The following is a 22950-nucleotide window of genomic DNA, read 5'->3' as shown; positions in this document are numbered from 1 at the left end:
TAAATTAATTTATTAAACTTTATCAATTAGGGACTAGATATAATCAAACAATGACACTGACCCTACTTTACTGAACACACTAGAAGCTGCTTGTAACGCAACTTGCTGCTTTTCTAATTCTGTTATTGCACTTGCATAATCCAGATCTTCCAACAGAGAAAGCGCCGAACTATTAACTATCTTTTCATCTACGTGGTTAGTGCTGTAACTTTCCAAGCTTTTAAGGGCTGTACCAGAAACACCACGTTCAGTACTAATTTGATTGACGCCACCATCAATATTATTCAATATTTGTGCCAGCTCTGCTTTACCTTGAGGCGTATTGACTTTATTCGGGTCTTCGATCAACGAAATAGCTTGATTAATAGTATCGAAAATACTGACAGAGGATTGCGGCGTGATAGAAAAGCTATCCCCCGCGGCAGGCATTCCATCGAGCTTTACTTCAATGCCATTAAACTGGACCGGTGTTGATGGATCAAAGCCTGCGACCGTTGTCACTAACGTAGAGCTTGAATCTCTCACTTCAAGATTTGCTCCCGCCATGGTGAATGTATAGGTATCGGCGACATATGTTGCAGGATTCGATATTTTGGCACTTTCAACATTGAAATCACCTACTTGGGATGACAAATAATTGGCGCTAAAATCTCCTAATCCACTTGGAGCATTCATAAATGCACTATCACCTGGGACATTGGTGCCAATTGTCACTCCCGAGGCCACTATGGAGCTTCTAACACCGTTATCGCCGCTGTAGACGATATTGCCTGAAACATCGAACGTGAAAGGTTGCACGTTGGTTTCAAAACCTGAAAAGAGATAATTGCCAGATTCATCTTTACTATTGGCAATCGCCAGCAGTTCTTCTAAGGTGCCACGTAACTGATCGGCAACAGTTTGCCGATCAGTATCGGAAAGTGTGCCATTAACTGCACGCAAGACTTGCTCTCGTGTTGAGCTAGCCAGCGTCTCGGCCATGCCAAGTTTACTTTCCGTCAATGATAAGCGGTTATTTGCATAATCAATATTCTTCATATATTGATCGACCAAAGCATTTTGCTGAGATAGGTTATCTATAGCAATTGCTGCAACAGGATCATCTCCTGCTGTATTGACTCTTTTACCACTAGATAATTGGTCTATGATTTGGCTGGTCGCTGATTGTTTATTCAGAATACTATTAATGTTCTGACTAAAAAGCTGAGCCGTAGAAATTCTCATATCAACTTTTCCTATCTAACTGCATTGAATAATGTGTCGAAGATTTCATTGGCCGTTGTCATTATCCGCGCCGACGCCTGATAAGCCTGTTGAAAGCGCAGTAAATTTGCCGCCTCTTCATCTAAATTCACCCCGGATTCGCTCTGTACCCGGGTATAAGCCTGTTGATAAACAGACTGCGCCGTTCCTAAGCTAATCACGGCCGCTTTAGCCTTGCCACCAACCGACAGTTTTGTCCCCTCATAAACATCCGTTAGGGTTGAACCGCCACTGTTCATCAACTTGGCTTCACTCAATTTCGCCATGGCGACAGCATTGGTGTTATCACCAGGTGCAAATGAGAGATCGAAAGTAAATCTATCTGTCGCACCAACCGTTGTGGCCACATCGAAGGTAAAACCATGTGCACTAATTGAAGGTGGTGTATAAGCTGCTGGTGCACCAAGGGATGTGCCGTTGGCATCAAAGACTTCAAACATGCTAGTCGTGGTATTGATCTCGAAGGTCAGCTCAGAGCCAGTGATGGGGAAGTTGGCATTGGTGCGATCATCTATGCTCACCATCTCTACTTGAGTGTTACCTGAGTTCGCTGCATCTGCAGTGATCTTAGGTGCAGCGGCAGCAATCCCCTTACCATCGGTCATCATCACCCCGATACCAGCTGCGGCACCGGAACTGGGTCTTATCTCGAATTTATCGCCATCGGCTAAAGTGCCAGAATCTATGTGTACGGTGAAACCATTGGCACCATCGAGCTGAGTGCCATTTAAGGTTAACGGGGTGACAGCGCCTGTTACTGTATCTTTCAACTCATAGGTTGCCGGAGCGGTATACTTCAACTCGAAACTACTGCCGGACAAGAGACCGACATCATCAATATTGACTCTTAGGTTAGCCGAACCTGCATTTGAACCGAATTCACCGACTCGCCCAATCGCCATTGCAGGATCGTTAATATCTTTAAATATGTTCTGGCCCATCTCACCATCTAGGTCGAAACCTTGGCCATTGGCCTGATTGAATGCATCTGCAACCCCTAAGCTGAGTTGACCTAATTCAAGTTCTGCCGGAATAAGCGTTTCATCACGAAATTCAAATAGCGCACCTAGCTGACCGCCCATCTTAATTGGATCTATGACCTGACTCTGACTGCCAACATTAGCGGCGACTCTCAACTCACCCGGATGTGGATCTCCAGCTATAGTTCCTAGGGACATGGATACTTCACCGGAAACCAACATCACAGAGCCACCTAACATGATGCTTTTAGCACCAGTATCGAGTGGGATGACATTGACTTGTGCGTACTGGCTAAGCTCCTGAATGAGCGCATCTTGCCTATCTAACAGCTGAGCATCTTCACCCTGGGACTTCATCAACTCTTGATTTAGTTGACCCAGCTCTTTACTAATCTCATTGATTCGGTCGGTGATGCCGGCGATTTGATCATTGGTCTGCTTCATCTGGCCATCGAGGTGCTTTTGCATCTGATTCAGGTTATTCGCCAGTTGGCCTGCCGAACCTAACACAGTGCCACGAATGCCCATATCAGCAGGCAGATCGGCTAGACTATTTAAACCAGCAAACAAGTCATTCAGACTCTGTGGTATGGATTTGCCAATTTGTGAAAACAGCTGATCGAGTTCACTCATCTTAATCTGAGTGGTCTGAGCTTCACTGACACCGGTTTGACCAATCCTCAACTCACGAGCGGCATATTCGTTATAGATGCGTTTTACATCAGAAATATAGGTCCCAGCACCATAAAAGTTATCCCCCATACGCTGGGATTCCAGACTGGACTGTTCGGCAACTTGCCTGTGGTATCCCTGGGTATTAGCGTTAGCGATATTGTTACTGGTCACAGCAAGCTGCGCCTGAGAAGCCAAGACACCGGTGCGGGCAATATTTAAAAGGTCCATAGACATTACACTCGACTCCTATCTAATTGCCGTTCACCTTGCTGCATACTCTGCTGCGCAAAGGAAAACTCATATCTGTTACAAATAAAAATCATTACCTTGCTCCCAAAGATGGCAGCCTAATATCCGGCTTAATTGATTCCATCACCTTGATCACTTTATCGGCATAGTGAGGATCAGTTGCATAGCCAGCATCTTGTAATGCTTTGATAAATTCGTTGGGATTGGCGGCTTTCTTCATCGCTTCTTGGTACCTAGGTCCATCAGAAATAAAGCTGACAAAGTCATCAAAACTTTGCTTTATGTCTTCGTAGACACGAAAATCGGCTTTTTGCTGTACCGCAATACCTTGTTCGAACTCGAGCGTACTGACTAAGGCCTTATCACCCTGCCAACGTTTATCCGCTTTGATGTTAAAAAGGTTGTTGCTAGATTCGCCTCGAGCCCCTTTTATCATTTTCTGACCCCAACCCGTTTCCAGAGCCGACTGTGCTATCAAGACTTCGGGTTTAGTGCCTAAAGCTAGCGCCGCTTTTTCTGCATGGGGGTAGAGCTTAGCGACAAAATCATCTCTATCGGTGAAGGTCGTTTCCGCCTTTCTTACTTCAGATGGCAAACTCTTGCCTGTCAAAATACTGTCTAAGGGATTCATGGGCTTAGCATCTGCCCTGTCCTCGGCTTTTATGGCTTCATCAGGCATTATTGCCCGGTTCATCACATGAGATTTGAAAGATGCTTGAGATAAACCCGAATGCATATCGCCTCTAAGCACAGATGCAGGTGTGACATTGCTAGTTTCGGGAGACAGTTGTTGCATCATCATATCCGCGAGCCCTAACATGCCCTTTTCTGATAAGTTGACCGACATCTGCTGATCATGCATCTGCTCATAGAATTTAGTGTATTCGCTGTTCATCGGGCTATCGGATTCGAACACAGCATTGGCAGAGCGCATGCTTTTCATCAGCATCTGCACGAAGATCCCTTCGAATTGCTGTGCCACCTCCTTTAAAGCGGCCTTATCATCTTTCAGGGCCTTGGCTCTTAACGAGTCAAGACCTCCAATGTCCAAAAAGTGTGATGAATTTGACAGCTTTTCCATAAGAGTTCCCGGTTGTGCCGACAATAAACAGACGGTATTGTTTTTATAAAGCAAAGCACATGCCAGATCATCAGCATGCTGAGTTTTAATCCAATAAACATCGGTTTTTTTGGGGAAGTATTGAAGAGTAATACACTAATGAACAGAAAGTGTTAGGGCCTGGAACCAGGCCCTAACTGAACATCTTTAAAGGAAGTTAAGACTAACAAGATCTAGCCATATAACTAGATGATGATGAGTTCACCCTGCAGTGCTCCAGCCACCTTCAAGGCTTCCAGAATAGCGAGCACATCCGAGGGGGCTGCGCCCACTAAGTTAACGGCCCTAACCAATTCATCCAGTGTCGTGCCAGGGTTAAACATAAACATACGTCTGTCTGACTCATTGACATCTATGGTGCTGTCTGTAGTCACAACGGTTTGACCACCTGCCAAGGCATTTGGCTGTGATACCTGAGTCGCTTCGGCAATCGTGACAGTTAAGCCACCATGAGTCACGGCCGCAGGTAGCAGACGCACATTTTCGCCCACCACTATGGTCCCGGTACGTGAGTTAACGATGATCTTGGCAGATTCTGCTGCCGGTTCAACCTGAATATTCTCTAATGTTGCCAAAAACGACACTCGCTGAGACACATCTCTTGGCGCACTCACCTGTATTGAAGCCGCATCTAAGGGTCTCGCCATTCCTGGACCCAGCAACTCATTGATGGCATCGGCTAATCGTTTAGCCGTCGAGAAATCGGCGCGACGTAGGTTAAATGTGAGGTAGTCGCCAGTTGAAAAAGGCGTAGCAACAGTACGCTCGACAATGGCGCCGTTAGGAATTCGGCCAACGGTAGGCGTATTTTGAATGACTTTTGAGCCATCTAGACCTTCTGCGCTGAAACCACTGACCACCATACTCCCCTGTGCAATGGCATAGACATGACCATCGACCCCCTTGAGGAAGGTCTGGATTAAGGTTCCGCCGCGCAGACTCTTGGCTTCGCCCAGACTCGACACAGTGACATCCATAGTTTGTCCGGGTTTGATAAAGGGCGGCATATCCGCATGAACCGCGACAACGGCGATATTCTTAATCTTGGGCCGAAAATTATCGGGCAAATTGATGCCAAAGTTTTTCAGCATAGTCTTAAACGTCTGCTCGGTATAACGCGTCTTCTCACCCGTGCCAGGCAGGCCGACAACCATGCCATAGCCTATGAGTTGGTTATGGCGCACACCTTGAACGTTTGCAATGTCTTTTATCCGTTGTGCCTGGCTTGGAGCAGCCACAAAAATCAGCAATAAAAGAGTGATAAATTTATATTTCATAGCGTTAATTCCTTAATCACGACTAGGTTCAATAGCAGCCTTAGAAAGGCCACCAACTCCCCATAAAGAATGAACTGAGCCAACCAACCTTCTGCACATCCGCAAAAGTACCTGTACCACTGTATTGAATACGTGCATTGGCTACTCTTGGTGAATCAATAGTGTTATCAGGACGTATATCTTGTGAGCGCACCACTCCGGTTATGCGCACAAATTCATCACCATTGTTGATACTTATCCACTTTTCTCCGCGAATAACTAAGTTACCATTGTTGAGAACCTGCATCACATTGGCCGAAATGCTGCCACTCAAACTATTACTCTGATCGGCATCGGATTCACGCTTGGTATTCATGCTGTCCTTGTATCTCAGATCCAAGGGTTGTCCGCCTATGGTGATATTACCGCCACCGGCATAGATGGGATCGAGTGTTAAATCCGTCCCCTTCTTGATCTCATTGCTGGCACTTTTTGTCGCTTGCGTCTCCTCCATCAAAATAACTGTGATGATGTCGCCGACTTTAAGTGCCTTAATATCAGAATATAGACTAGATGCCTGACTATCCTGATACATGGAGCCTGTAGCGGCGATTTTAGTCGGTGGCGCTTCAGGATATACGGGAGCGTAATAGGGATCGTCTGGGATCGGTTTCTGACCGCTCGTTGAACTACAAGCGCTCAACAAGAAACCAAGTAATAACGCTAATAATGAGCCTTGCTTGGTCATAACCTTGCCTCTACAGATTCTGATTAACATAAGACAGCATCTGATCGACAGCCGAAATAACTTTCGAGTTCATCTCATAGATACGTTGGCTTTCGATAAGATTAACCAGCTCTTCCGTCACGTTAACGTTCGACGTTTCCAGTGCACCTTGTCGAATAGCCCCCATTCCATCGAGTGAAGCCGTCCCCTGAATGGGTGTGCCACTGGCACCGGTCTCCAGGTATAAATTCTGTCCCATGGGGTCTAACCCGCTCGGATTGATAAAATCAGACATGCTCAGTTGGCCCACCACTTGGTTTTCTATCGTTCCAGGCGTTTTAACTGATACTTCGCCTTCGGCAGACACGGTTATACTTGTCGCATTATCCGGGATAGTTATTGCCGGCTGAACTACATAACCCGAACCAGGAGTGACAATTTGCCCGGTATCATCTAGCGTAAATTGGCCATTGCGGGTATAAGCCGCGGTGCCATCGGGAAGTTGTATCTCGAAAAATCCTGGGCCTTCAACCATCAAATCCAGGGAGTTATCAGTTGTCAGCATGTTGCCTTGGGTGAATACCTTTTGAGTCGCGACAACCTTAGTACCAGCACCGATATTTAAACCGTTGGGTAACTTGGTATTTGACGCGCTGATGCCGCCAGCTTGGTTAACGGTTTGATAAAGGAGATCTTCAAACACCGCACGACTCTTCTTATAGCCAATCGTACTCGCGTTGGCCACGTTGTTAGAGATCACTGCAATATCGGTTTGCTGAGCATCTAAGCCTGTCTTACTAATCCATAACGCGGGATGCATAATATTACTCCTAGCTAATACGCATTAATGAAGAGGAGGCTTGGTCCATCTCTTCTGCTGTTTTCATCATCTTGACCTGCATCTCAAATTGACGTTGTATATCAATCAGAGCCACCATCTCAGAGACGGCGTTAACATTACTGCCTTCCACTGCCCCACTCTCTAATGTAATAAAAGGATCCGCAGGGGCATTGTCGCCAGATATCAATCTGAACAGACCGTCTTCCCCGCGCATCAAATTCTGATTACCAGGATTAACTAACTTGATGCGACCGACTTCTTCGATGACTTCCGCCGTAGAACCTAAGGGTCTGACTGAGATAATGCCATCTTGAGCAATTTCTATCTTCTCGATAGGCAGAGGTAACACGATAGGACCAGCATCACCCATGATGGGATTTCCGCGGTCGTTACGCAGTAGACCGGTAGTGTCAAAACTTAAACTGCCGGAGCGAGTGTATGCCTCTCCGCCATCGGCGCTCTGCACCGCAATCCAACCATCACCTTTGACGGCAATATCGAGATCTCTTCCAGTAGTCTTGATAGGACCCGCAGTAAAATCAGCCGATGGGCTCTCTGTCATGGCAAATACGCGTGTCGGCAACCCTTCACCGAATGCTTGCATCGAACGAGCTTGCTCCATATCCGCTTTGAAACCATCGGTATTGGCATTGGCTAAGTTATTTGCGCGTACAGCCAGCGAATTCATATTCTGTTTTGCGCCACTCATGGCGACATAGAGTAATTTATCCACTGGGTTCCTCCGTCAATCATTTGTTTAATACTTCTGAGTAAGAAAACAGAAGCAAACATCATGCCAGAATAAACACAAATAATTGGCGCTGGAGTAAAGAGGCGTCAAAAAAATAGGCTATAAGGCGGAAAGGCATTGCCGGGCGGCAATGCCTTTTTGTATCAATGACACAATACCGAGCACATTATCGAATCTGTAATATGGTCTGTTGCAGAGTATTATTGACTTCCAGTGTTCTCGAGTTCGCCTGGAAGTTACGTTGAGCAGAGATGAGATCCACCAGCTCTGTGGTCAAATCTACATTCGACTGCTCTAACGCAGATGAACGAATGCTGCCGAAGGTACCACTATTGGCTTCACCTGCGAGTGCCTGGCCCGAATTTTGGCTAGCCTTCCAGGAAGTGTTCCCCACTTGAGTCAAGCCTTGCTCATTGGCAAAACGCGCCAATGCCACCCGAGCCAAAGCGACTGTTGTGCCATTACTGTAACTGGCGTTGATCAAACCATCGGCGCCGACTTCAACATTGGTTAGACGACCCACGGTAGTGCCATCCTGATTTAATTCGGTCACCTCGAACGTCGAGGCATATTGAGTCGGATTATTGAAATCTATCGTCAGAGTTTGCGTGCCATCGGTACCAGGACCCAGCACACCAGCACCACCGACTCCTAACTGCACAGTGGTAATAGTGGCTGGGTCGGTAGTCGTATGAGCCCCTATATCATTAAACTTGATCACCGCACCTTTCCAGCCGCCGGCAGTCACAGCGGTACCGGTTCCATTTGGGGCACCATCTCCATTGGTATCCGTTTGATAGGTGCCAGCTGCGCCTGCCAGATCAACTTGTTTACCATCCACCGCATAGAAAGCGACCCAGTTACTCTCACCGGTATAAGCCGCATTCGGTGGACGCACGAAATAGGTCGTCATGATATGCGGCTCACCCAAGGAGTCATACATGGTCACAGCAGTCGAATTATTATAGGTATCTCGATCGTTGGGATCGAACGAGGCGGGATCTAATGTAGAGTCAGCGGCATTTAAGTTCATCTGTATGCCAATGTTCTCTGTCTTCTGCGGGCTGCCTGCGGTATCAGGAATCGTTACTGGCTTAGTCGTAGTAAGGCTGACAGATGTCGAGTTGCCATCCTTATCCACAGGAAAAGTTTGCAAATAGTTTCCTTGTGAATCAACTAAATAGTTACTCGAATCCACTTTAAACGCACCTGCACGAGTAAAGGATTGCTCCTTGCCATTAAGATCCGAAGAAGTGACAAAGAAACCACCGCCATTAATGGCCATATCCAAAGCATTATTAGTAAACTGCATGCTCCCTTGGTGAAATTGCTGAGCAACTTGGCTGGTTGTAACTCCTCCTCCAACGGCAGTCTTACTATTAGAGAAAATGGAATTTGCGTACACATCGGCAAACTCAGCACGAGACTCTTTAAAGCCTATACTGTTAACGTTAGCTATGTTGTTCGCAGTGGTGTTTAGATCTTTTTGAGCAGCAGCAATTCCACTCAACGCGATATTAAATGACATGATTTACCTATATTCAATCGATTACAGCAGGTGGAATGTTAAATACCACCAAAATTCAATTCATAACAACAGGCAATGAGAGTATCTCCCATCGGTATTCAAATTTTTACGTTAATGTCTTTCCTGATTTAACCAGATTACTGGTAGCCACATTGCACAAAGGTATTGCCGAGCGGCAATACCTTTGTGCATATAGGAAAATAAGAAGCTGATTATCGGATCTGCAATATGGTCTGTTGCAGAGTATTATTGACTTCCAGTGTTCTCGAGTTCGCCTGAAAGTTTCGTTGAGCAGAAATTAGATCCACCAGCTCTGTGGTTAAATCTACATTCGACTGTTCTAACGCAGACGAACGAATGCTGCCAAAAGTACCGCTATTTGCCTCACCAGCCAGTGCCAGGCCCGAACTTTGGCTAGCCTTCCAGGAAGTGTTCCCCACTTGAGTCAGGCCTTGCTCATTGGCAAAACGCGCCAATGCCACCCGAGCCAGAGCGACTGTTGTGCCATTACTGTAACTGGCATTAATCAAACCATCGGCGCCGACTTCAACATTGGTTAGACGACCCACAGTGGTGCCATCCTGGTTTAATTCTGTCACCTCGAACGTCGAGGCATATTGAGTCGGATTATTGAAATCTATCGTCAGAGTTTGCGTGCCATCGGTACCAGGACCCAACACACCGGCACCACCGACTCCTAATTGCACAGTGGTAATAGGATCAGGACTGGTAGTGGTATGAGCACCTGTATCGTTGAACTTGATCACCGCACCTTTCCAGCCGCCAGCTGTAACAGCAGCTGTACCTATAACATCTGCCACACCATCGCCTGTGGTATCTTGATTGTATGTTCCTGCTGCGCCTGCCAGGTCAACTTGTTGGCCATCCACGGCATAGAAGGCAACCCAGTTGCTCTCACCGGTATAAGCCGCATTCGGTGGACGCACGAAATAGGTCGTCAAGATATGTGGCTCGCCCAAGGAGTCATACATGGTCACAGCGGTGGAGTTGTTATAGGTATCACGATCGTTAGGATCAAACGAGGCGGGATCTAATGTAGAATCAGCAGCATTTAAGTTCATCTGAATACCGATGTTTTCCGTCTTCTGGGGACTACCCGCCGTATCAGGGATCCTAACCGGCTTAGTCGTGGTTAAACTAACTGATGTCGAGTTTCCATCCTTATCGACAGGAAATGTCTGCAGAAAATTGCCTTGTGAGTCAACCAGGTAGTCTGCGGAATTGACTTTAAATGCGCCCGCTCGGGTGAAAGAGTGATCTTGAGCTTCGAGCTCTGACGAAGTCACAAAGAATCCGCCACCATTGATCGCCAAATCCAGGGCATTATTAGTAAACTGTAAGCTACCTTGATGAAACTGCTGAGCGACCTGACTAGTGGTTACCCCCCACCGACCGCCGTTTTACCGTTAGCAAAGATGGAATTTGCGTACACATCGGCGAACTCAGCACGGGATTCTTTAAAACCTATGCTATTAACGTTGGCAATATTATTTGCCGTGGTATTTAGATCTTTCTGCGCAGCTGCGATGCCACTCAATGCAATGTTAAACGACATAATTCACCTCGATTCAATTCATTATTTCAGCCAATAGCACCAACCACTGACATTCAATTCATAACTGCAGGCAAGAACATATTCACCCAGTTAAAATCCATTTTTTCAGCTGATGGAATTAACCATCGACATTCAATTCAAATTCTTTATTTCAGCCAATAGCACCAACCACTGACATTCAATTCATTACTGCACGCCAAGAAAGCGATATCACACCTCAGAAACCGCCAAGACGTCACCGAGTTTAATGCCACCGATACCACGTAAGTTCAAGATTGAACCCGTAGACGCTGTACCTAGTGAGACACTAGTAACATGAGCATAGGTAGAGACTGCAAGTTCTTCACTCTGACCATCGACTCTACCGCTGGCTTTAATCGAATAAGTGCCGCTTGGCATCGCCTCGCCATTCTTATCCAATCCATCCCAGGACACATCGACATTACCGCCTTGACTACCATCAATTTCAAAAGTAGTGACCAGTTGCCCTTTCTCATCTTCGATACGGACTACTATGGTGTCGATAGCCTCTGGCGTACTCACGACCCCCTTCAGCACTGGGTCTTCCTCCGAGAGATGACCGGTATCCGATGGGATCAGCACTTTCTGTCCCACCAGTCCTGAAGCTTGCAGTGCCTGACTAGAGGTCATTACGGCATTAAGATTAACAATCTCATCATTGAGATTACTAATGCCATCTACGGTAGAAAATGCCGCCATTTGCGCAATCATCTGGTCGTTATCGACAGGTTTAAATGGATCTTGCATCGACAACTGTTGACTCAAGAGAGAGAAAAAATCCTCTTGGGTCAGCTCTTGATTATTTGCCTCTGGTATTGATTTCTCATCAGGTAGACGAATTGCATCAAGAAACGGATTTCCCGTTGATGTCTGATCAGTAGACTGAGTTGCGGCCGACTGCACAGTACCGGATGTAGCTTGTTTCGACGGCGCAACTGACTGAGTCGACGTTTGTGACTGTCCACCGAGGGGTTGAGCATTATTAAGTGGGTTAATGAGGCTCACTTTTTACCTCCTATTATTTGCCAATTCTTAGGGTTTGCTGAAGCATAGACTTTGCCGCTTCTGCCACCTGAACATTCATTTGGTATGATCTGGATGCCGAAATCATGTTAGCCATCTCCTCCATCACATTGACGTTAGGTTTGTAGATGAAACCATCCCCATCAGCCATTGGATGATTTGGGGAATACTCTTTTAACAAGGGCGCATCACTTTCTACGATGCCCTTCACTACTACTGAAGGTGATGATTGCTGTTGATGGCTGGCTTTGGCCATTTCGGCTTCAAAAATGGGGTGACGAGCACGGTAGGTCTTATCGACACTACTTGAAACAGAATCAGCATTAGCAATATTACTGGCTGTAGTATTCAATCTTATTGATTGAGCCGACATCCCAGAGCCTGCAACATTAAAGATATTAAATAGACTCATGATTAATCTCCTCTTAATGCTTTCTTCAGACCAGAAAACTTACCATCGAGAAAGCCGAGTGACATCTGATATTCGAGTGCATTCTGCATAAATTCTGACTGCTCTTTTTGCATATCAACCGTATTGCCATCACCGGTATCAGGCTGATTTGGCACTCTATATCCATAATTTTGTTGTGATAACGCTGCGAGATCAAAGTGTCGACTATCGCTACGGCTCATAGCCAAGCCACCTTGCCTACTCGTTGCGGCTTGTAATGCCTTATCAAAATTGACATCACGAGCTTTATAATGGGGAGTATCGGCATTGGCAATATTAGACGCGATAACTTCAGCACGCTGGGCTCTGATCCCTAGTGTGTATTGATGCACACCCAATGCATTATCAAAATTAATCGCCATAAAATTGCCTCCTGAACTCGATGTCATAGATAAAGCAATAGTTGTGCCATAAAAAAGGAGGAGTACCCAGCATGGGTACTTGGCAGCTTGACGCTCACAAACTAGCGACAAGGACGCCCGAAAACTGACAAGTTAAAACTTAGCTGGCCATTTGAAGTTGGATAGCTCGAATTTGATATGAATATTGCTCGAAATGAGCCTGTGAACGCCCTGCGAGCCAGATAGATGGCGTCTTCGTAGAGCTGCCGCAAACTAATGAGAGAGGAATGGATGACGAACAGAACTGGTCAGCCCATCTAGCGGCACTGAGTCCAGTCCGCTATTAAGTTTTCTTCTGATAATAGATGCCAGGGTTACATCTGACCATATCAAATTCTTCGGTTAAGCCGGCGATGGACTCGGAAGCGCCAAGAAAAAGTATCCCTTTGGGGTTCAAAGCGGCAGCAAATTGCCGCAATATTTTTGCCTTTGCCTCCGGCGCGAAGTAAATCAGCACGTTACGGCAGAAGATAATGTCAAATTTACCAAGTAAGGTATAACTTTCAAGCAAATTATGAGCTCTGAAGTTAATGAATCTCTTCACGTTATCTTTAATAACCATAGTCCCGGAACTCGTAGAATCAAAAAACTGACGCTTTCTCTGATCTGACAAGCCACGGCCTAAGGCTAAATTATCGTATTCGCCATTTTTACACTTCTCTAGCATAGAGGGGGACAAGTCTGAGGCTAGGATTGATGCACTGCCAGGTAAAGTACCAGGCCTCTTCTGTTGATACTCTAAGATAGTCATAGCTAATGAGTAAGGTTCTTGCCCCGACGAACAAGCAGCCGACCAAATTTTAAGAGGCCGACCCAGTTTGGCGTATTCAGGTAAGAGTACACTCGATAGTAGCTCGAAAGGATAACGGTCTCTGAACCACAAGGTTTCGTTGGTCGTCATGGCATCGATCACAGCAGCCCTGAGTTGACGCTCAGTGGGTTTCATCGAGTGCCTAACAACTTCAGAAAGCGACGGCAGATTATACTTGCCCATCAAAGGCGCCAACCTACTACGCACAAGATACTGCTTATTATCGCCCAGCACTATACCGCTGTGTTGCTCCAGAAAAAGTCTAAATTGTGTATATTCGGTTTCAGCGAGTGATTTATTCGGCACCTTGATATCCTAGTATCAAAAAAACAGCTATAACGACTTAACTAAACTCAGCATAACGAGATCAATTCGAGCGCAGTTTTATACACGAGAGAGCCACAAGAAACAAGCTTAATGTAACTTACTGCGCTCTACTAATAATCATTATAGACTCAAATGCTTATTTACTGCTGCTGCAAGTTCATCTGGATTAAATTTAGCAATAAAATCATTTGCTCCTACTTTCTCAACCATAGCTTGGTTAAATACCCCACTTAAAGATGTATGCAGCACTACTTTAATATTTTTCAACTTAGGGTTGTCTCTAATCTCTGCAGTTAAGGTATAGCCGTCCATCTCAGGCATTTCAATGTCTGAGATAATAAGCGGGATCTCGGTCGATACATCGTCCATTTCAGCGCCAATAGCTTTCAACTTCTCCAGCGCTTCTCTGCCATCTTTGGCAGTATCTATCTGCAAACCTAATGATACTAATGCCCTAATGATCTGTTTACGGGCTACAGCCGAATCATCTATGACCATAATATGGAAATGTTTTTCCCTATCTAAGGTCAACTGCTCATCGACTTCTTGACTTATCTCAGTTTTAACCGGCGAGATCTCATCAAGAATCTTCTCCACATCGAGTATTTCTACAAGCTCGCCTTCAATCTCAGTCACAGCCGTGAGATATGAGAACTTACCAGCTCCCTTTGGCGGGGGTAAGATGGCTTCCCAGTTCATATTGATAATCCGCTCAACCGAGCATACCAAGAAACCTTGAACACTCCTGTTGTACTCAGAGATGATGATAAAACAGTTATCGATACTATCGACTGGACGCCCCCCTGTAGCAGCACTCAAATCGATTACCGAAATCGTTTGACCACGAATATGGGCGACCCCTTTCACATAAGGGTTTAACTTAGGAAGGCTGGTAAGAGGAGGACATTGCAGTACCTCTTTGACTTTAAAAACATTAATACCGTACCTTTGACGACCATTGAGTTTAAATAACAATAACTCTAAACGGTTCTGACCGACTAACTGTGTTCGTTTGTTCACTGACTCAAGAATACTTGACATAATGCGCTTGCCTTGTCGTCTTTTAAATGTCACCTAATACTCATGGTTTTACGAATACTAGGCATACTAATTGCTTATTTACTTATAAGTGTTAAATATCTCACAACTTGACCCTTTATAGTCAAGTTTATGGCGCCTTAAGTTTATTACAGAGAAAGGCGAAATTTTCGGTCACTAAGAAAGTATAGGTGTAATCTAGCCCATCAAGCTAGTCTATTCATTATGAAAGTAAAATATGTCCTCGTTTCTTTGATATTCTTGTCAAATCACGCGCTAAGCACACAAGCTGCGAGTGTGCCTACTCTATCGGCCATATCCCAATTAGCTATAGGGGCTGTAGAAGAAAAAATAGATGTCGCAGAGCATGCAAGAGTAAATATTACCCCGCAAAGTTTAGACACTCGACTTAAGCCACCATTATGTTTTCCACCAATAACAGCGGAATTGGCCAGTAACAGAGCCATTAAACGCAACAATACAGTAAAAATAACCTGTAAAAGTCCACAACTTCAATACCCATGGCAAATATTTATCTCCGTAAGAGTCGACATTCTTTACCCGGTTGTCGTCGCCAGAGCAACATTGGGCCCAGGGGATTTAATCGCTAAAAGCGACATTGTCATCAAGTATGTAGAGCAAACACTTCTACGAGGTCAGCAATTCAACAATCTGGACGAGGTCGTTGGTACCCGAGTAAAAAGAAGAATGGCTCCCGATCAACCAATATTCAGTAATAATCTCTGCTTCGTCTGCAAAGGAGATTCAGTCTCAATTTTTGCACGTACTGATAACTTTGAAATAAAAACCGTCGGAGAAGCACTGCAAGATGGTAATTTAGGTGATAGAATTCGTATAAAGAACACCTATTCGAATAAAGCTGTCAACGCAAGGGTCATTGATGTTGGCAAGGTCGAAGTTAGAATGTAATTTTGCTTAATTTTTATTAAAGCTCAGGGTATCACTGCCGATATACCATTATGTTCTTTTATTTTTTAATTGTTGGAGCCGAATATGGCTATTGATATTAAGCAAGTAAACACTGCAGTAAACACTCACATTGGAAAGTCTCCTGCCAATAAAAGCAGTGAAAAATCCAATGATGACTCGGTCAACTCTCTGAGTACACCACCTAAGAGTGACTCAGTCTCTTTGACTTCTCAGGCACAGCAACTGCAGAGCACTCAAGCAAAAATGACTGATTTCCCAGAAATTAATGAACAAAAAGTTCAAGAAATAAAACTGGCAATCGCAGAAGGTCGCTATAAAATTGATCCAGAAAAGCTGGCTATCAACATAGCTCAGTTTGAAAATGACCTAAAGGGAATGAACGAGTAATTTTATGAGCAAGATAAACGACATCGTCGAACTTCAGTTCGAGTTGCTTAATAAGCTTAAAGTAATCATTACAGATGAGAAAGCTGCACTGACCAATCAAGATGCAGACTTTCTACTTTCGTTGGCGAGCGCCAAGGCAGGATTACTCGATGAGTTGAAAAGTAAAGATGAAGCTTTATCCCTCCATGTTGATAAGGCTTTACTCATTAATGATGTACACTTATCAGCTCGAGTGGCATCGGCCAAAATGCTGCTGGATGAATGTAAACAATTGAATAGTGAAAACTCCAGCCTGATAGAACTGAATATCGCAAGCATGAATCGTTTTTCCCAGGCTCTGCAAGTTAGCCGCAATGCATCTAGCTTGACCTATAATGACAAGGGAAAGACCTCGACAATATCTACCTTGGGCAATGATATACAAGCCTAACAGCCCATCTGATGCTCCCCAGCCATAACACTCTGCTCTGCTATAAACGCCCCAACTTAAGCATCACGGTGACTAAGCCTCAAGATAGCGATTAAGAGCCTTATCAGCCAGATAAATATACCCTATCCCCAAAACAATAGTCCCATAATGGCCAAGAGATACCTAGACCACTCCCACATCACTCTGACCCCAAACACAGCTAGACCTTCACCTTATGAAGAGAAATACGGCTCGGCAGAACAGGAACTTTCTAAGCTAGACAGTCATGAGCCATGTGCCAGAAAATGGCAGGAAGCCATGAAGGGAACGAGTAATGGTAAGAAAGTCATGTGAAATCGAAAAGGAAATTAAAGACAGCAAGCCTACTGCTTTCCTGCCTCCAATAGTTAACGCTTAAAAGTAAGTGATCTCTTTTATCTTTTGTGGTCTATTTTGCTGTTCATACAAGGCCCACACTAGAGAGAAGTCTAACTCGAGTTCGGTCACATAATGATCCCCGGCAGGATAACTCTTCACCACTTTAGCGCCGCGTATCACACCAGATACAGATGCTTGAATGCTATCGTTTGATAACATCCAATCATTGACACTGCTGCTTGCTGACAACTGTTGGCCAAAAACCTGTTCGGCTAACTCTCTGTATGCGGCAATCTTCGAGGCTTGCATCGCCATCACCACTTTTTGCGCCTGAGACTGGGCTGGCTGAGTGTCTAATGGCGCATAGCCTATCGCCGTTAATTTAGGAAAACTTTCGGGAGCCTGAGTTTCCCACTCTATGTACCTGTCCTGTGACGCACAGCCTGAGATAAACAGTAAAGATAAGATTATCCATGTTTTCATTGTGCACCACCTATAACTTGAACTTGCTGCAATCCGCCGACGGGATCTCTATATAACAGACCATCTCTTGAGGTGATCTTCTCAGATTTTTTCAGGTACCCAGGTAATTCGTTGATATTAAATGCTCCCTGTGACGCCGAAACCACTCGATTATTGGTTATGTTCACTATCCTGGAATTAACCACGAGTCCTCTGGTATTGATACTCATCGTCGACACAAGAACATGCTCAACGGCGATCCCAGAAGGGAGTTGCTTCCAATCACGAGTCAATAGGAAGTCCCCATTGGGGGTAACCCTGATGTTATCGCCGACATTGATATCTACCAGATTAAACTTACGCCCATGTAAGGCGGCAATTAAACCTTGCTGCAACTGTAATCCAACTGCATTTGTCTCATTAAAAGACTCCAGTAACACAGGCGTTGCTACCAGCAGAGGCTGATCACTCCCGAGCTCATCATTCTGCTCAACCAACTCACTGACAATTTGCTCAGACAAGTGGTTGATGGCCGATGTCGACGGCAATTGATTGCCTTGACTAAGGTTATCTTTTGACAGGCCTTCACCGCTATTCGCACACGCACTCAAGAGTAACGCTGCTGTAAACACTAGTGCTTTACGCATACTTAATTCCTGGATAAACACTCAATATCAATTATCTAACTCAAGTCTCTGACTATTTCAAAGCTGTAATATCACCCAAGTCTGCCGACACTGAATTTACCTATGTGCCATGAGACTGTTCGGGTTAATCGATGACGCTTCATAAGATTTAAAGCAAATATTAAGCCACCTTGGTCAAAATATAGAATATGAGTAGAGATTTGTTTTGCCTATTAGGTGTTTATCGGCTCAATAATACAAAGCTTAAGCTAAGTTATTACTCACAAAGCAAGAGATGAGCGACACCAGCTCTTGAACATGTTCTTGACATAAACTCTAGACAGGATAATGGCATATTAATTGCTTGGTTTATCAATAGTGTCTTAATCCTTGCTACAAGCATGATAATAGACAGTTTGAGCTAACCAAGTGTCAGAAATGCGACGCTAATAGTGTCAGGCCTCAATATTAAAGCCCATTATTGACGCCCATTGTGTGCTTGAAAATGCCATCATAGATTTAGACGTGGACATCTTACATGAAAATTATCGCTGTAATAATTTGGCTCTTTTTAATCGCTTTTTCCTCAACCGCCGATGCCGCATGGGTTGTGGTCAAAGGCCAGGCAAATATTATCAACGGTAACATAAGCAAAGCCAGGGAAGATGCAATAGAACAGGCACTGACCTATGCCACACTCAAAAATGGTGCCAATTTCACCAGCACCCAAAGAGTCCGTAACGGACAACTCGTTCAAGACAGTTTTTCGCTAACAAACCAAGCCCAAGCCAGCAGAGTCGAATTAGTCAACGAGCTCATTGACGGCGAAAAACTAACTGTCATGCTCCGAGTCGATGTTATGCAATCACAAGGCTCACAATGTGATAGCCAACAGCTAAAAGCCGCAATACTGGTTCCTCAGTTTTTAATTCAGGACAGGGCTCAATTACGCTACGGCAATATCGGATTGTTTGAGAAAGACCTATCCCAGCGACTCGGTGATGCACTAGAAGCTCAGTCACTGACCAGCTTTGTTCATATCCATGCCAACGAGCGCTTAGATGTTGAACAAGAACTCGTCGATATCCGTGGCTATCGTCTACCCAGTTGGCTCAGCGAAATCACCGATAGCCAATACGTACTCCTGCCTGAGATTCTCGATATATCGACCGATCCCGCCGAAAGCCAAATGCTGGGGCTATGGCATAGTGATCCCATTCGCCAATTCCGCATCAGGCTTTCCTTATACCATGGCATCAGTGGAGAACAGATTTGGAGCGATTCTTACACCACCTCCTCTCCCTGGGAGTTTGAACGCCAAGAAACCGTCCCCTCGAATCACCAAAGATTCTGGGCTTCAGCCTACGGCAAGAGTATCGATAAGGTATTAGCCAATGTAGTTGAAGACATAGATAGCACATTGAGTTGCCGACCGGTATTAGGACAAGTCGTCGCCAGACAGCATGACAGAGTCATTTTAAACCTAGGTCGACGCCACGGCATCCGAGTCGGCGATAAGTTTCAGTTAATACTGCAACAAAACATCAACGACCGTTTCGATAAAATGCGCGCCATTGCAGGGAAAAGCCGTGCGGAAATAAAAATCGATCAAGTCACTGAAAAAACAGCGACGGCGATTTTAATCGATAAGAATGCCTCTTATAACGTCCAAATTAATGACCTTGCGATCAAAATGTAGCTAAAACCTGAGTTATTGACTTAAATCGCATGATAAACAAGCAACTGAACTCATTAGCTTTTCATCCCCTCTTTTCATTGAGGCGAAAACCAGTATAATCACAGGCGTCTCCTTATAGCTCAACAGGATAGAGCAGTCGCCTCCTAAGCGATCGATCGGGGTTCGAGTCCCTGTGGGGAGACCAGTTAGTGATCTAATATCTTGTGATGAGTAATACTTTCAAGGATAGAATCAATGACTGAACTATTTTCGACAAATCTTCAAATTATCCAGCAGCGCTGGCCTGTGCTTGCTTCAGCATTAAAGTTTCAATCTTTTGACGATCTCGATGCCAATCTTGTCACTGGTAGCAATCAAACTATCAGCGTTAATGGCATCCAATTAAGCAGCCGCCACAATCGAATGTCCGAAGCCCAACTCTTTATAAGTCAGCTCCCGTTAGACTGTAAACAAGTTACCGTTTATGGCATAGGAATGGGGATGTCCCCAGTTTATTGACTGATAGTAAGCTGATAACAAACATTACTGTCTGTCCGCTCAATCTAGGTCTATTTGCTCTGTTACTCTCTTACACAGACCAACGGGAATGGCTAACTGACAGACGCATAACGATTATAGAGATCCCCAATCAACATCAAATAGCCGAATCATTTATTTCAATAACTCCAGATCTTCTTCTTGCTGACAATGAGAATGCGATATTAAGAGATTTATTAGTACTGGAAAATAACCGTGAGTATGCCAACAAACAACATCAGGTTGATGATCCTCAACTGATTGAACGCTTCAATGAAAATATAAAGTATTTAGAACTAGATCCTGATGCATCGACATTAAGACTGACTCACACCCAACATAACACCTTAGTCATTGGAGCAGGACCTACTCTAGAAGATCATTATGACTATTTGAGAGTACAAAGAGCACTCCCTATTGGAAAGCGGCCATTAATGATAGCGGTAGATACTGCATTTAAAGCGCTATCAAGCCAAAGTATTATTCCCGATATATTAGTTAGCATCGACCCTAATATTACTCTGTCCCACCTACCAGAGGAGATACCTGACTCAGTGACACTCGTATACTTCCCAAGAGTACCTTCAAGTGTTATAGAGCATTGGACAGGGCCTAGGTTCAATGCCTACTCTAAAGCGACACTTTATGATGAGTTGGACGCAAAACATCCCAAGTTAAGGCTATTCACTAACGGTAGTGTTATTCACCCGGCTGTTGATCTCGCGGCCTTTCTCAATAGTTGGGAAATTACTCTCTTCGGTTGCGATTTTAGTTATCCAAATAATAAAACTCATGCTTTTTGGGAAGATGGCTTACTTGGACCAAAGGCCTCCGAAGCGAAACACTGGGTGATAAATGGCCATGGTGACAAAGTAGCCACCGATCTCAACTTTAGAGCATACCTTCGAAGTTTAGAGCACTATATTCGCTTAAAACCACAGGTAAAATTCTATCAATCAAGTCTAGACGGAGCTCGTATTAACGGTGCTCAATATAGGGAGTGTAAAGTTTGAGTAACTGTACAGTAAACACACTAATAGAAAAGTTAATTGAAACAGCCCATAGATTTCGCTTAGGGCAGGAAGCTGAAGGCTCCCAGCGATTACGAGAGTGTATCGACCACCTAGAGCCGATGCTTCCTACGCTGCAACAAGCTAATCAAGTAATACAACTAGTGCCTCTTATGTTGGCAGCTCAAGAGCGACATGACTGGCTTGGGCTAGCCGATGACTTAGAGTATGAGTTACCACGTCTACTTGTCAGCTAGCCAGTACCATAGCTTATACAGGGGCGTCAGCATTACCGAGAAATTAAATACGTTTGTTAAGAGTTGCTCTTTACTATTTACCGATTTAGATTAGCCTAGGAAGCTGAAAGCTTTTTATATAGAGATCTTGCTTAGATAAGGACGTTTTTTATACATATGCTTTCAACTGAGATGTTCACCTAATTGCATCATGATTCGCTATTGCGAACTGATAACATCAAATACAAACAATCAATTTGATCATTAATGTGAGTAAGCCACCGAGTGCTATATAGTGAGATAAGGGAATTTAAATTCATGAATATAAGTCTTCAAAACTTTGTATCAACACAATTATCATTTTTTGAGCAGCATAAAAAAGTAGCAGTGTTTGGCGCTGGAAATGGTGGTCAACAAGTTATCGAGTGGTTACATAAATCCAATATTGAAGTTGTACGCATTTATGATAATGATGAAAAGAAACAGGGGAAGCAAGTTCTTGGAATAGAAATCTGCACCCCAACCATGAAAATCATTAACGACCACCCGGTGGTCATTGCCAGCACATGGAATAAAGAGATAGTCAAACAACTAGAACTGCTAGATTGCAAGCATGTGACAGATGCTAGTATAACAGGCTTATCAAACACGCCATTATCGCCAAACTGGCTTGAACAATTAGATTGGCTAACCAACCGCGTTGCAGACGATGCCAGTTTAAATGTGTTACAAAACATAGCTAACTATCTACATCAGCACGGCGGCCACTTCCCGATGTCTGATTACCCACAATATATTCACCCTAAATCGGTATTAAATAAGCAAGGTGTTATCATTGATGGCGGCGCCTTCGATGGCGATTCAACAATAGAGCTAGCTGACAAGCTTACCTCAAGCGCAAAAATTGTTGCATTTGAGCCCGATATAGAAAATCTCAAACACCTTATGAAAAACGTAGCTCTGCGTGAAGACTCCTGCCGTTTTGAGCTCATTGAAAAAGGACTATGGAACGAAGAAACTGTTCTCAGCTTTAATTCTTCAAGCCTAGTACAAGGCGCCGCTTGTGCATTAACTGCAGAAGGTGACATTAAGGTTAAGGTCATTGATATCGATTCCTTTAGCGCCGCCAAAAACTACTCTGTTTCCATGATCAAGATGGATATTGAAGGAGCTGAACATCAAGCTCTACAGGGGCACAGCACACTATTAAGCAGCATAGACCCGTCTTAGCAATTTGT

24 protein-coding genes, 1 tRNA gene and 1 pseudogene are annotated in these 22950 nt (G+C 44.5%); 10 read left to right on the top strand and 16 right to left on the bottom strand.

What is annotated here, in order from left to right:
• Window positions 1–33 precede the first annotated feature (33 nt).
• From flgL to FM037_RS09625, 14 genes and pseudogenes are all read right to left on the bottom strand, one after another.
• Window positions 34–1224, bottom strand: a complete 1191-nt coding sequence (gene flgL, locus FM037_RS09690; RefSeq protein ID WP_144045830.1) for a flagellar hook-associated protein FlgL — start codon at window positions 1222–1224, stop codon at window positions 34–36.
• Between the two features lie 11 nt (window positions 1225–1235).
• Entirely contained in the window at window positions 1236–3152 is a 1917-nt protein-coding gene (gene flgK, locus FM037_RS09685) for a flagellar hook-associated protein FlgK (protein ID WP_144045829.1), read from the bottom strand.
• Window positions 3153–3240: 88 nt separating this feature from the next.
• On the bottom strand, window positions 3241–4248 hold the full coding sequence (flgJ, locus tag FM037_RS09680; protein ID WP_144045828.1) for a flagellar assembly peptidoglycan hydrolase FlgJ: 1008 nt from the start codon (window positions 4246–4248) through the stop codon (window positions 3241–3243).
• 224 nt (window positions 4249–4472) lie between these two features.
• Entirely contained in the window at window positions 4473–5564 is a 1092-nt protein-coding gene (locus tag FM037_RS09675; RefSeq protein ID WP_144045827.1) for a flagellar basal body P-ring protein FlgI, read from the bottom strand.
• 40 nt (window positions 5565–5604) lie between these two features.
• Window positions 5605–6291, bottom strand: a complete 687-nt coding sequence (gene flgH, locus FM037_RS09670) for a flagellar basal body L-ring protein FlgH (protein WP_144045826.1) — start codon at window positions 6289–6291, stop codon at window positions 5605–5607.
• A gap of 10 nt (window positions 6292–6301) precedes the next feature.
• A complete protein-coding gene (gene flgG, locus FM037_RS09665) occupies window positions 6302–7090 on the bottom strand; it encodes a flagellar basal-body rod protein FlgG (protein ID WP_144045825.1) in 789 nt (262 codons plus the stop codon).
• Window positions 7091–7100: 10 nt separating this feature from the next.
• Window positions 7101–7844: a flagellar basal-body rod protein FlgF gene (flgF, locus tag FM037_RS09660; RefSeq protein ID WP_144045824.1), complete on the bottom strand. Its 744-nt coding sequence runs from the start codon at window positions 7842–7844 to the stop codon at window positions 7101–7103.
• 184 nt (window positions 7845–8028) lie between these two features.
• The gene (flgE, locus tag FM037_RS09655; RefSeq protein ID WP_144045823.1) at window positions 8029–9390 is read right to left on the bottom strand and encodes a flagellar hook protein FlgE; all 1362 of its coding nucleotides are present in this window, start codon (window positions 9388–9390) and stop codon (window positions 8029–8031) included.
• A gap of 212 nt (window positions 9391–9602) precedes the next feature.
• Window positions 9603–10966, bottom strand: a pseudogene (flgE, locus tag FM037_RS09650) (flagellar hook protein FlgE).
• A 210-nt stretch (window positions 10967–11176) separates the two neighbouring features.
• Window positions 11177–11992 (bottom strand): flagellar hook assembly protein FlgD, encoded by an 816-nt coding sequence (gene flgD, locus FM037_RS09645; RefSeq protein ID WP_144045822.1) that lies wholly within the window; start codon window positions 11990–11992, stop codon window positions 11177–11179.
• A 13-nt stretch (window positions 11993–12005) separates the two neighbouring features.
• Entirely contained in the window at window positions 12006–12422 is a 417-nt protein-coding gene (gene flgC, locus FM037_RS09640; protein WP_144045821.1) for a flagellar basal body rod protein FlgC, read from the bottom strand.
• A gap of 2 nt (window positions 12423–12424) precedes the next feature.
• Window positions 12425–12823 carry a flagellar basal body rod protein FlgB gene (gene flgB / locus FM037_RS09635; protein ID WP_144045820.1) on the bottom strand — a complete coding sequence of 133 codons (399 nt, stop codon included), beginning with the start codon at window positions 12821–12823 and terminating at the stop codon, window positions 12425–12427.
• 322 nt (window positions 12824–13145) lie between these two features.
• The gene (locus tag FM037_RS09630; protein ID WP_185977068.1) at window positions 13146–13985 is read right to left on the bottom strand and encodes a CheR family methyltransferase; all 840 of its coding nucleotides are present in this window, start codon (window positions 13983–13985) and stop codon (window positions 13146–13148) included.
• Between the two features lie 135 nt (window positions 13986–14120).
• Window positions 14121–15041 (bottom strand): chemotaxis protein CheV, encoded by a 921-nt coding sequence (locus tag FM037_RS09625; protein WP_144045818.1) that lies wholly within the window; start codon window positions 15039–15041, stop codon window positions 14121–14123.
• 222 nt (window positions 15042–15263) lie between these two features.
• On the opposite strand from FM037_RS09625, the gene flgA reads away from it, so the two are divergent.
• The 4 genes from flgA (at window position 15264) to FM037_RS09605 (ending at window position 17139) form a co-directional block, all read left to right on the top strand.
• Window positions 15264–15968 carry a flagellar basal body P-ring formation chaperone FlgA gene (gene flgA / locus FM037_RS09620; RefSeq protein ID WP_144045817.1) on the top strand — a complete coding sequence of 235 codons (705 nt, stop codon included), beginning with the start codon at window positions 15264–15266 and terminating at the stop codon, window positions 15966–15968.
• An 84-nt stretch (window positions 15969–16052) separates the two neighbouring features.
• Window positions 16053–16376, top strand: coding sequence for a flagellar biosynthesis anti-sigma factor FlgM (gene flgM / locus FM037_RS09615; RefSeq protein WP_144045816.1), 324 nt, complete (start codon window positions 16053–16055; stop codon window positions 16374–16376).
• A 4-nt stretch (window positions 16377–16380) separates the two neighbouring features.
• Complete coding sequence (locus FM037_RS09610) at window positions 16381–16806, top strand: flagella synthesis protein FlgN (protein ID WP_144045815.1); 426 nt, start codon at window positions 16381–16383, stop codon at window positions 16804–16806.
• A 147-nt stretch (window positions 16807–16953) separates the two neighbouring features.
• On the top strand, window positions 16954–17139 hold the full coding sequence (locus FM037_RS09605; RefSeq protein WP_144045814.1) for a hypothetical protein: 186 nt from the start codon (window positions 16954–16956) through the stop codon (window positions 17137–17139).
• Window positions 17140–17199: 60 nt separating this feature from the next.
• Here FM037_RS09605 and FM037_RS09600 read toward each other — a convergent pair whose 3' ends face one another.
• The gene (locus FM037_RS09600; RefSeq protein WP_144045813.1) at window positions 17200–17646 is read right to left on the bottom strand and encodes an LPP20 family lipoprotein; all 447 of its coding nucleotides are present in this window, start codon (window positions 17644–17646) and stop codon (window positions 17200–17202) included.
• Window positions 17643–18272 carry a FlgO family outer membrane protein gene (locus tag FM037_RS09595; protein ID WP_144045812.1) on the bottom strand — a complete coding sequence of 210 codons (630 nt, stop codon included), beginning with the start codon at window positions 18270–18272 and terminating at the stop codon, window positions 17643–17645. The genes FM037_RS09600 and FM037_RS09595 overlap by 4 nt, the downstream gene beginning before the upstream one ends.
• Window positions 18273–18789: 517 nt before the next feature.
• On the opposite strand from FM037_RS09595, the gene FM037_RS09590 reads away from it, so the two are divergent.
• From FM037_RS09590 to FM037_RS09570, 6 genes are all read left to right on the top strand, one after another.
• Window positions 18790–19950 (top strand): flagellar assembly protein T N-terminal domain-containing protein, encoded by a 1161-nt coding sequence (locus FM037_RS09590; protein ID WP_144045811.1) that lies wholly within the window; start codon window positions 18790–18792, stop codon window positions 19948–19950.
• Between the two features lie 108 nt (window positions 19951–20058).
• Window positions 20059–20134: transfer RNA gene (locus tag FM037_RS09585), tRNA-Arg, on the top strand.
• A gap of 50 nt (window positions 20135–20184) precedes the next feature.
• The gene (locus tag FM037_RS29315) at window positions 20185–20448 is read left to right on the top strand and encodes a hypothetical protein (protein ID WP_229381137.1); all 264 of its coding nucleotides are present in this window, start codon (window positions 20185–20187) and stop codon (window positions 20446–20448) included.
• Window positions 20445–21479: a motility associated factor glycosyltransferase family protein gene (locus tag FM037_RS09580; RefSeq protein ID WP_229381136.1), complete on the top strand. Its 1035-nt coding sequence runs from the start codon at window positions 20445–20447 to the stop codon at window positions 21477–21479. The genes FM037_RS29315 and FM037_RS09580 overlap by 4 nt, the downstream gene beginning before the upstream one ends.
• The gene (locus tag FM037_RS09575; protein ID WP_144045810.1) at window positions 21476–21733 is read left to right on the top strand and encodes a hypothetical protein; all 258 of its coding nucleotides are present in this window, start codon (window positions 21476–21478) and stop codon (window positions 21731–21733) included. Before FM037_RS09580 ends, FM037_RS09575 begins: the two co-directional genes overlap by 4 nt.
• Window positions 21734–22030: 297 nt before the next feature.
• Window positions 22031–22942, top strand: coding sequence for an FkbM family methyltransferase (locus FM037_RS09570; RefSeq protein ID WP_144045809.1), 912 nt, complete (start codon window positions 22031–22033; stop codon window positions 22940–22942).
• Window positions 22943–22950 lie beyond the last annotated feature (8 nt).

Origin of the sequence: Shewanella psychropiezotolerans (assembly GCF_007197555.1) — a bacterium.
Taxonomy (GTDB): Bacteria; Pseudomonadota; Gammaproteobacteria; order Enterobacterales; family Shewanellaceae; genus Shewanella; species Shewanella psychropiezotolerans.
The sequence above is the reverse complement of the archived record's forward strand: the minus strand, read 5'-3'. Positions and strand labels throughout refer to the sequence as shown.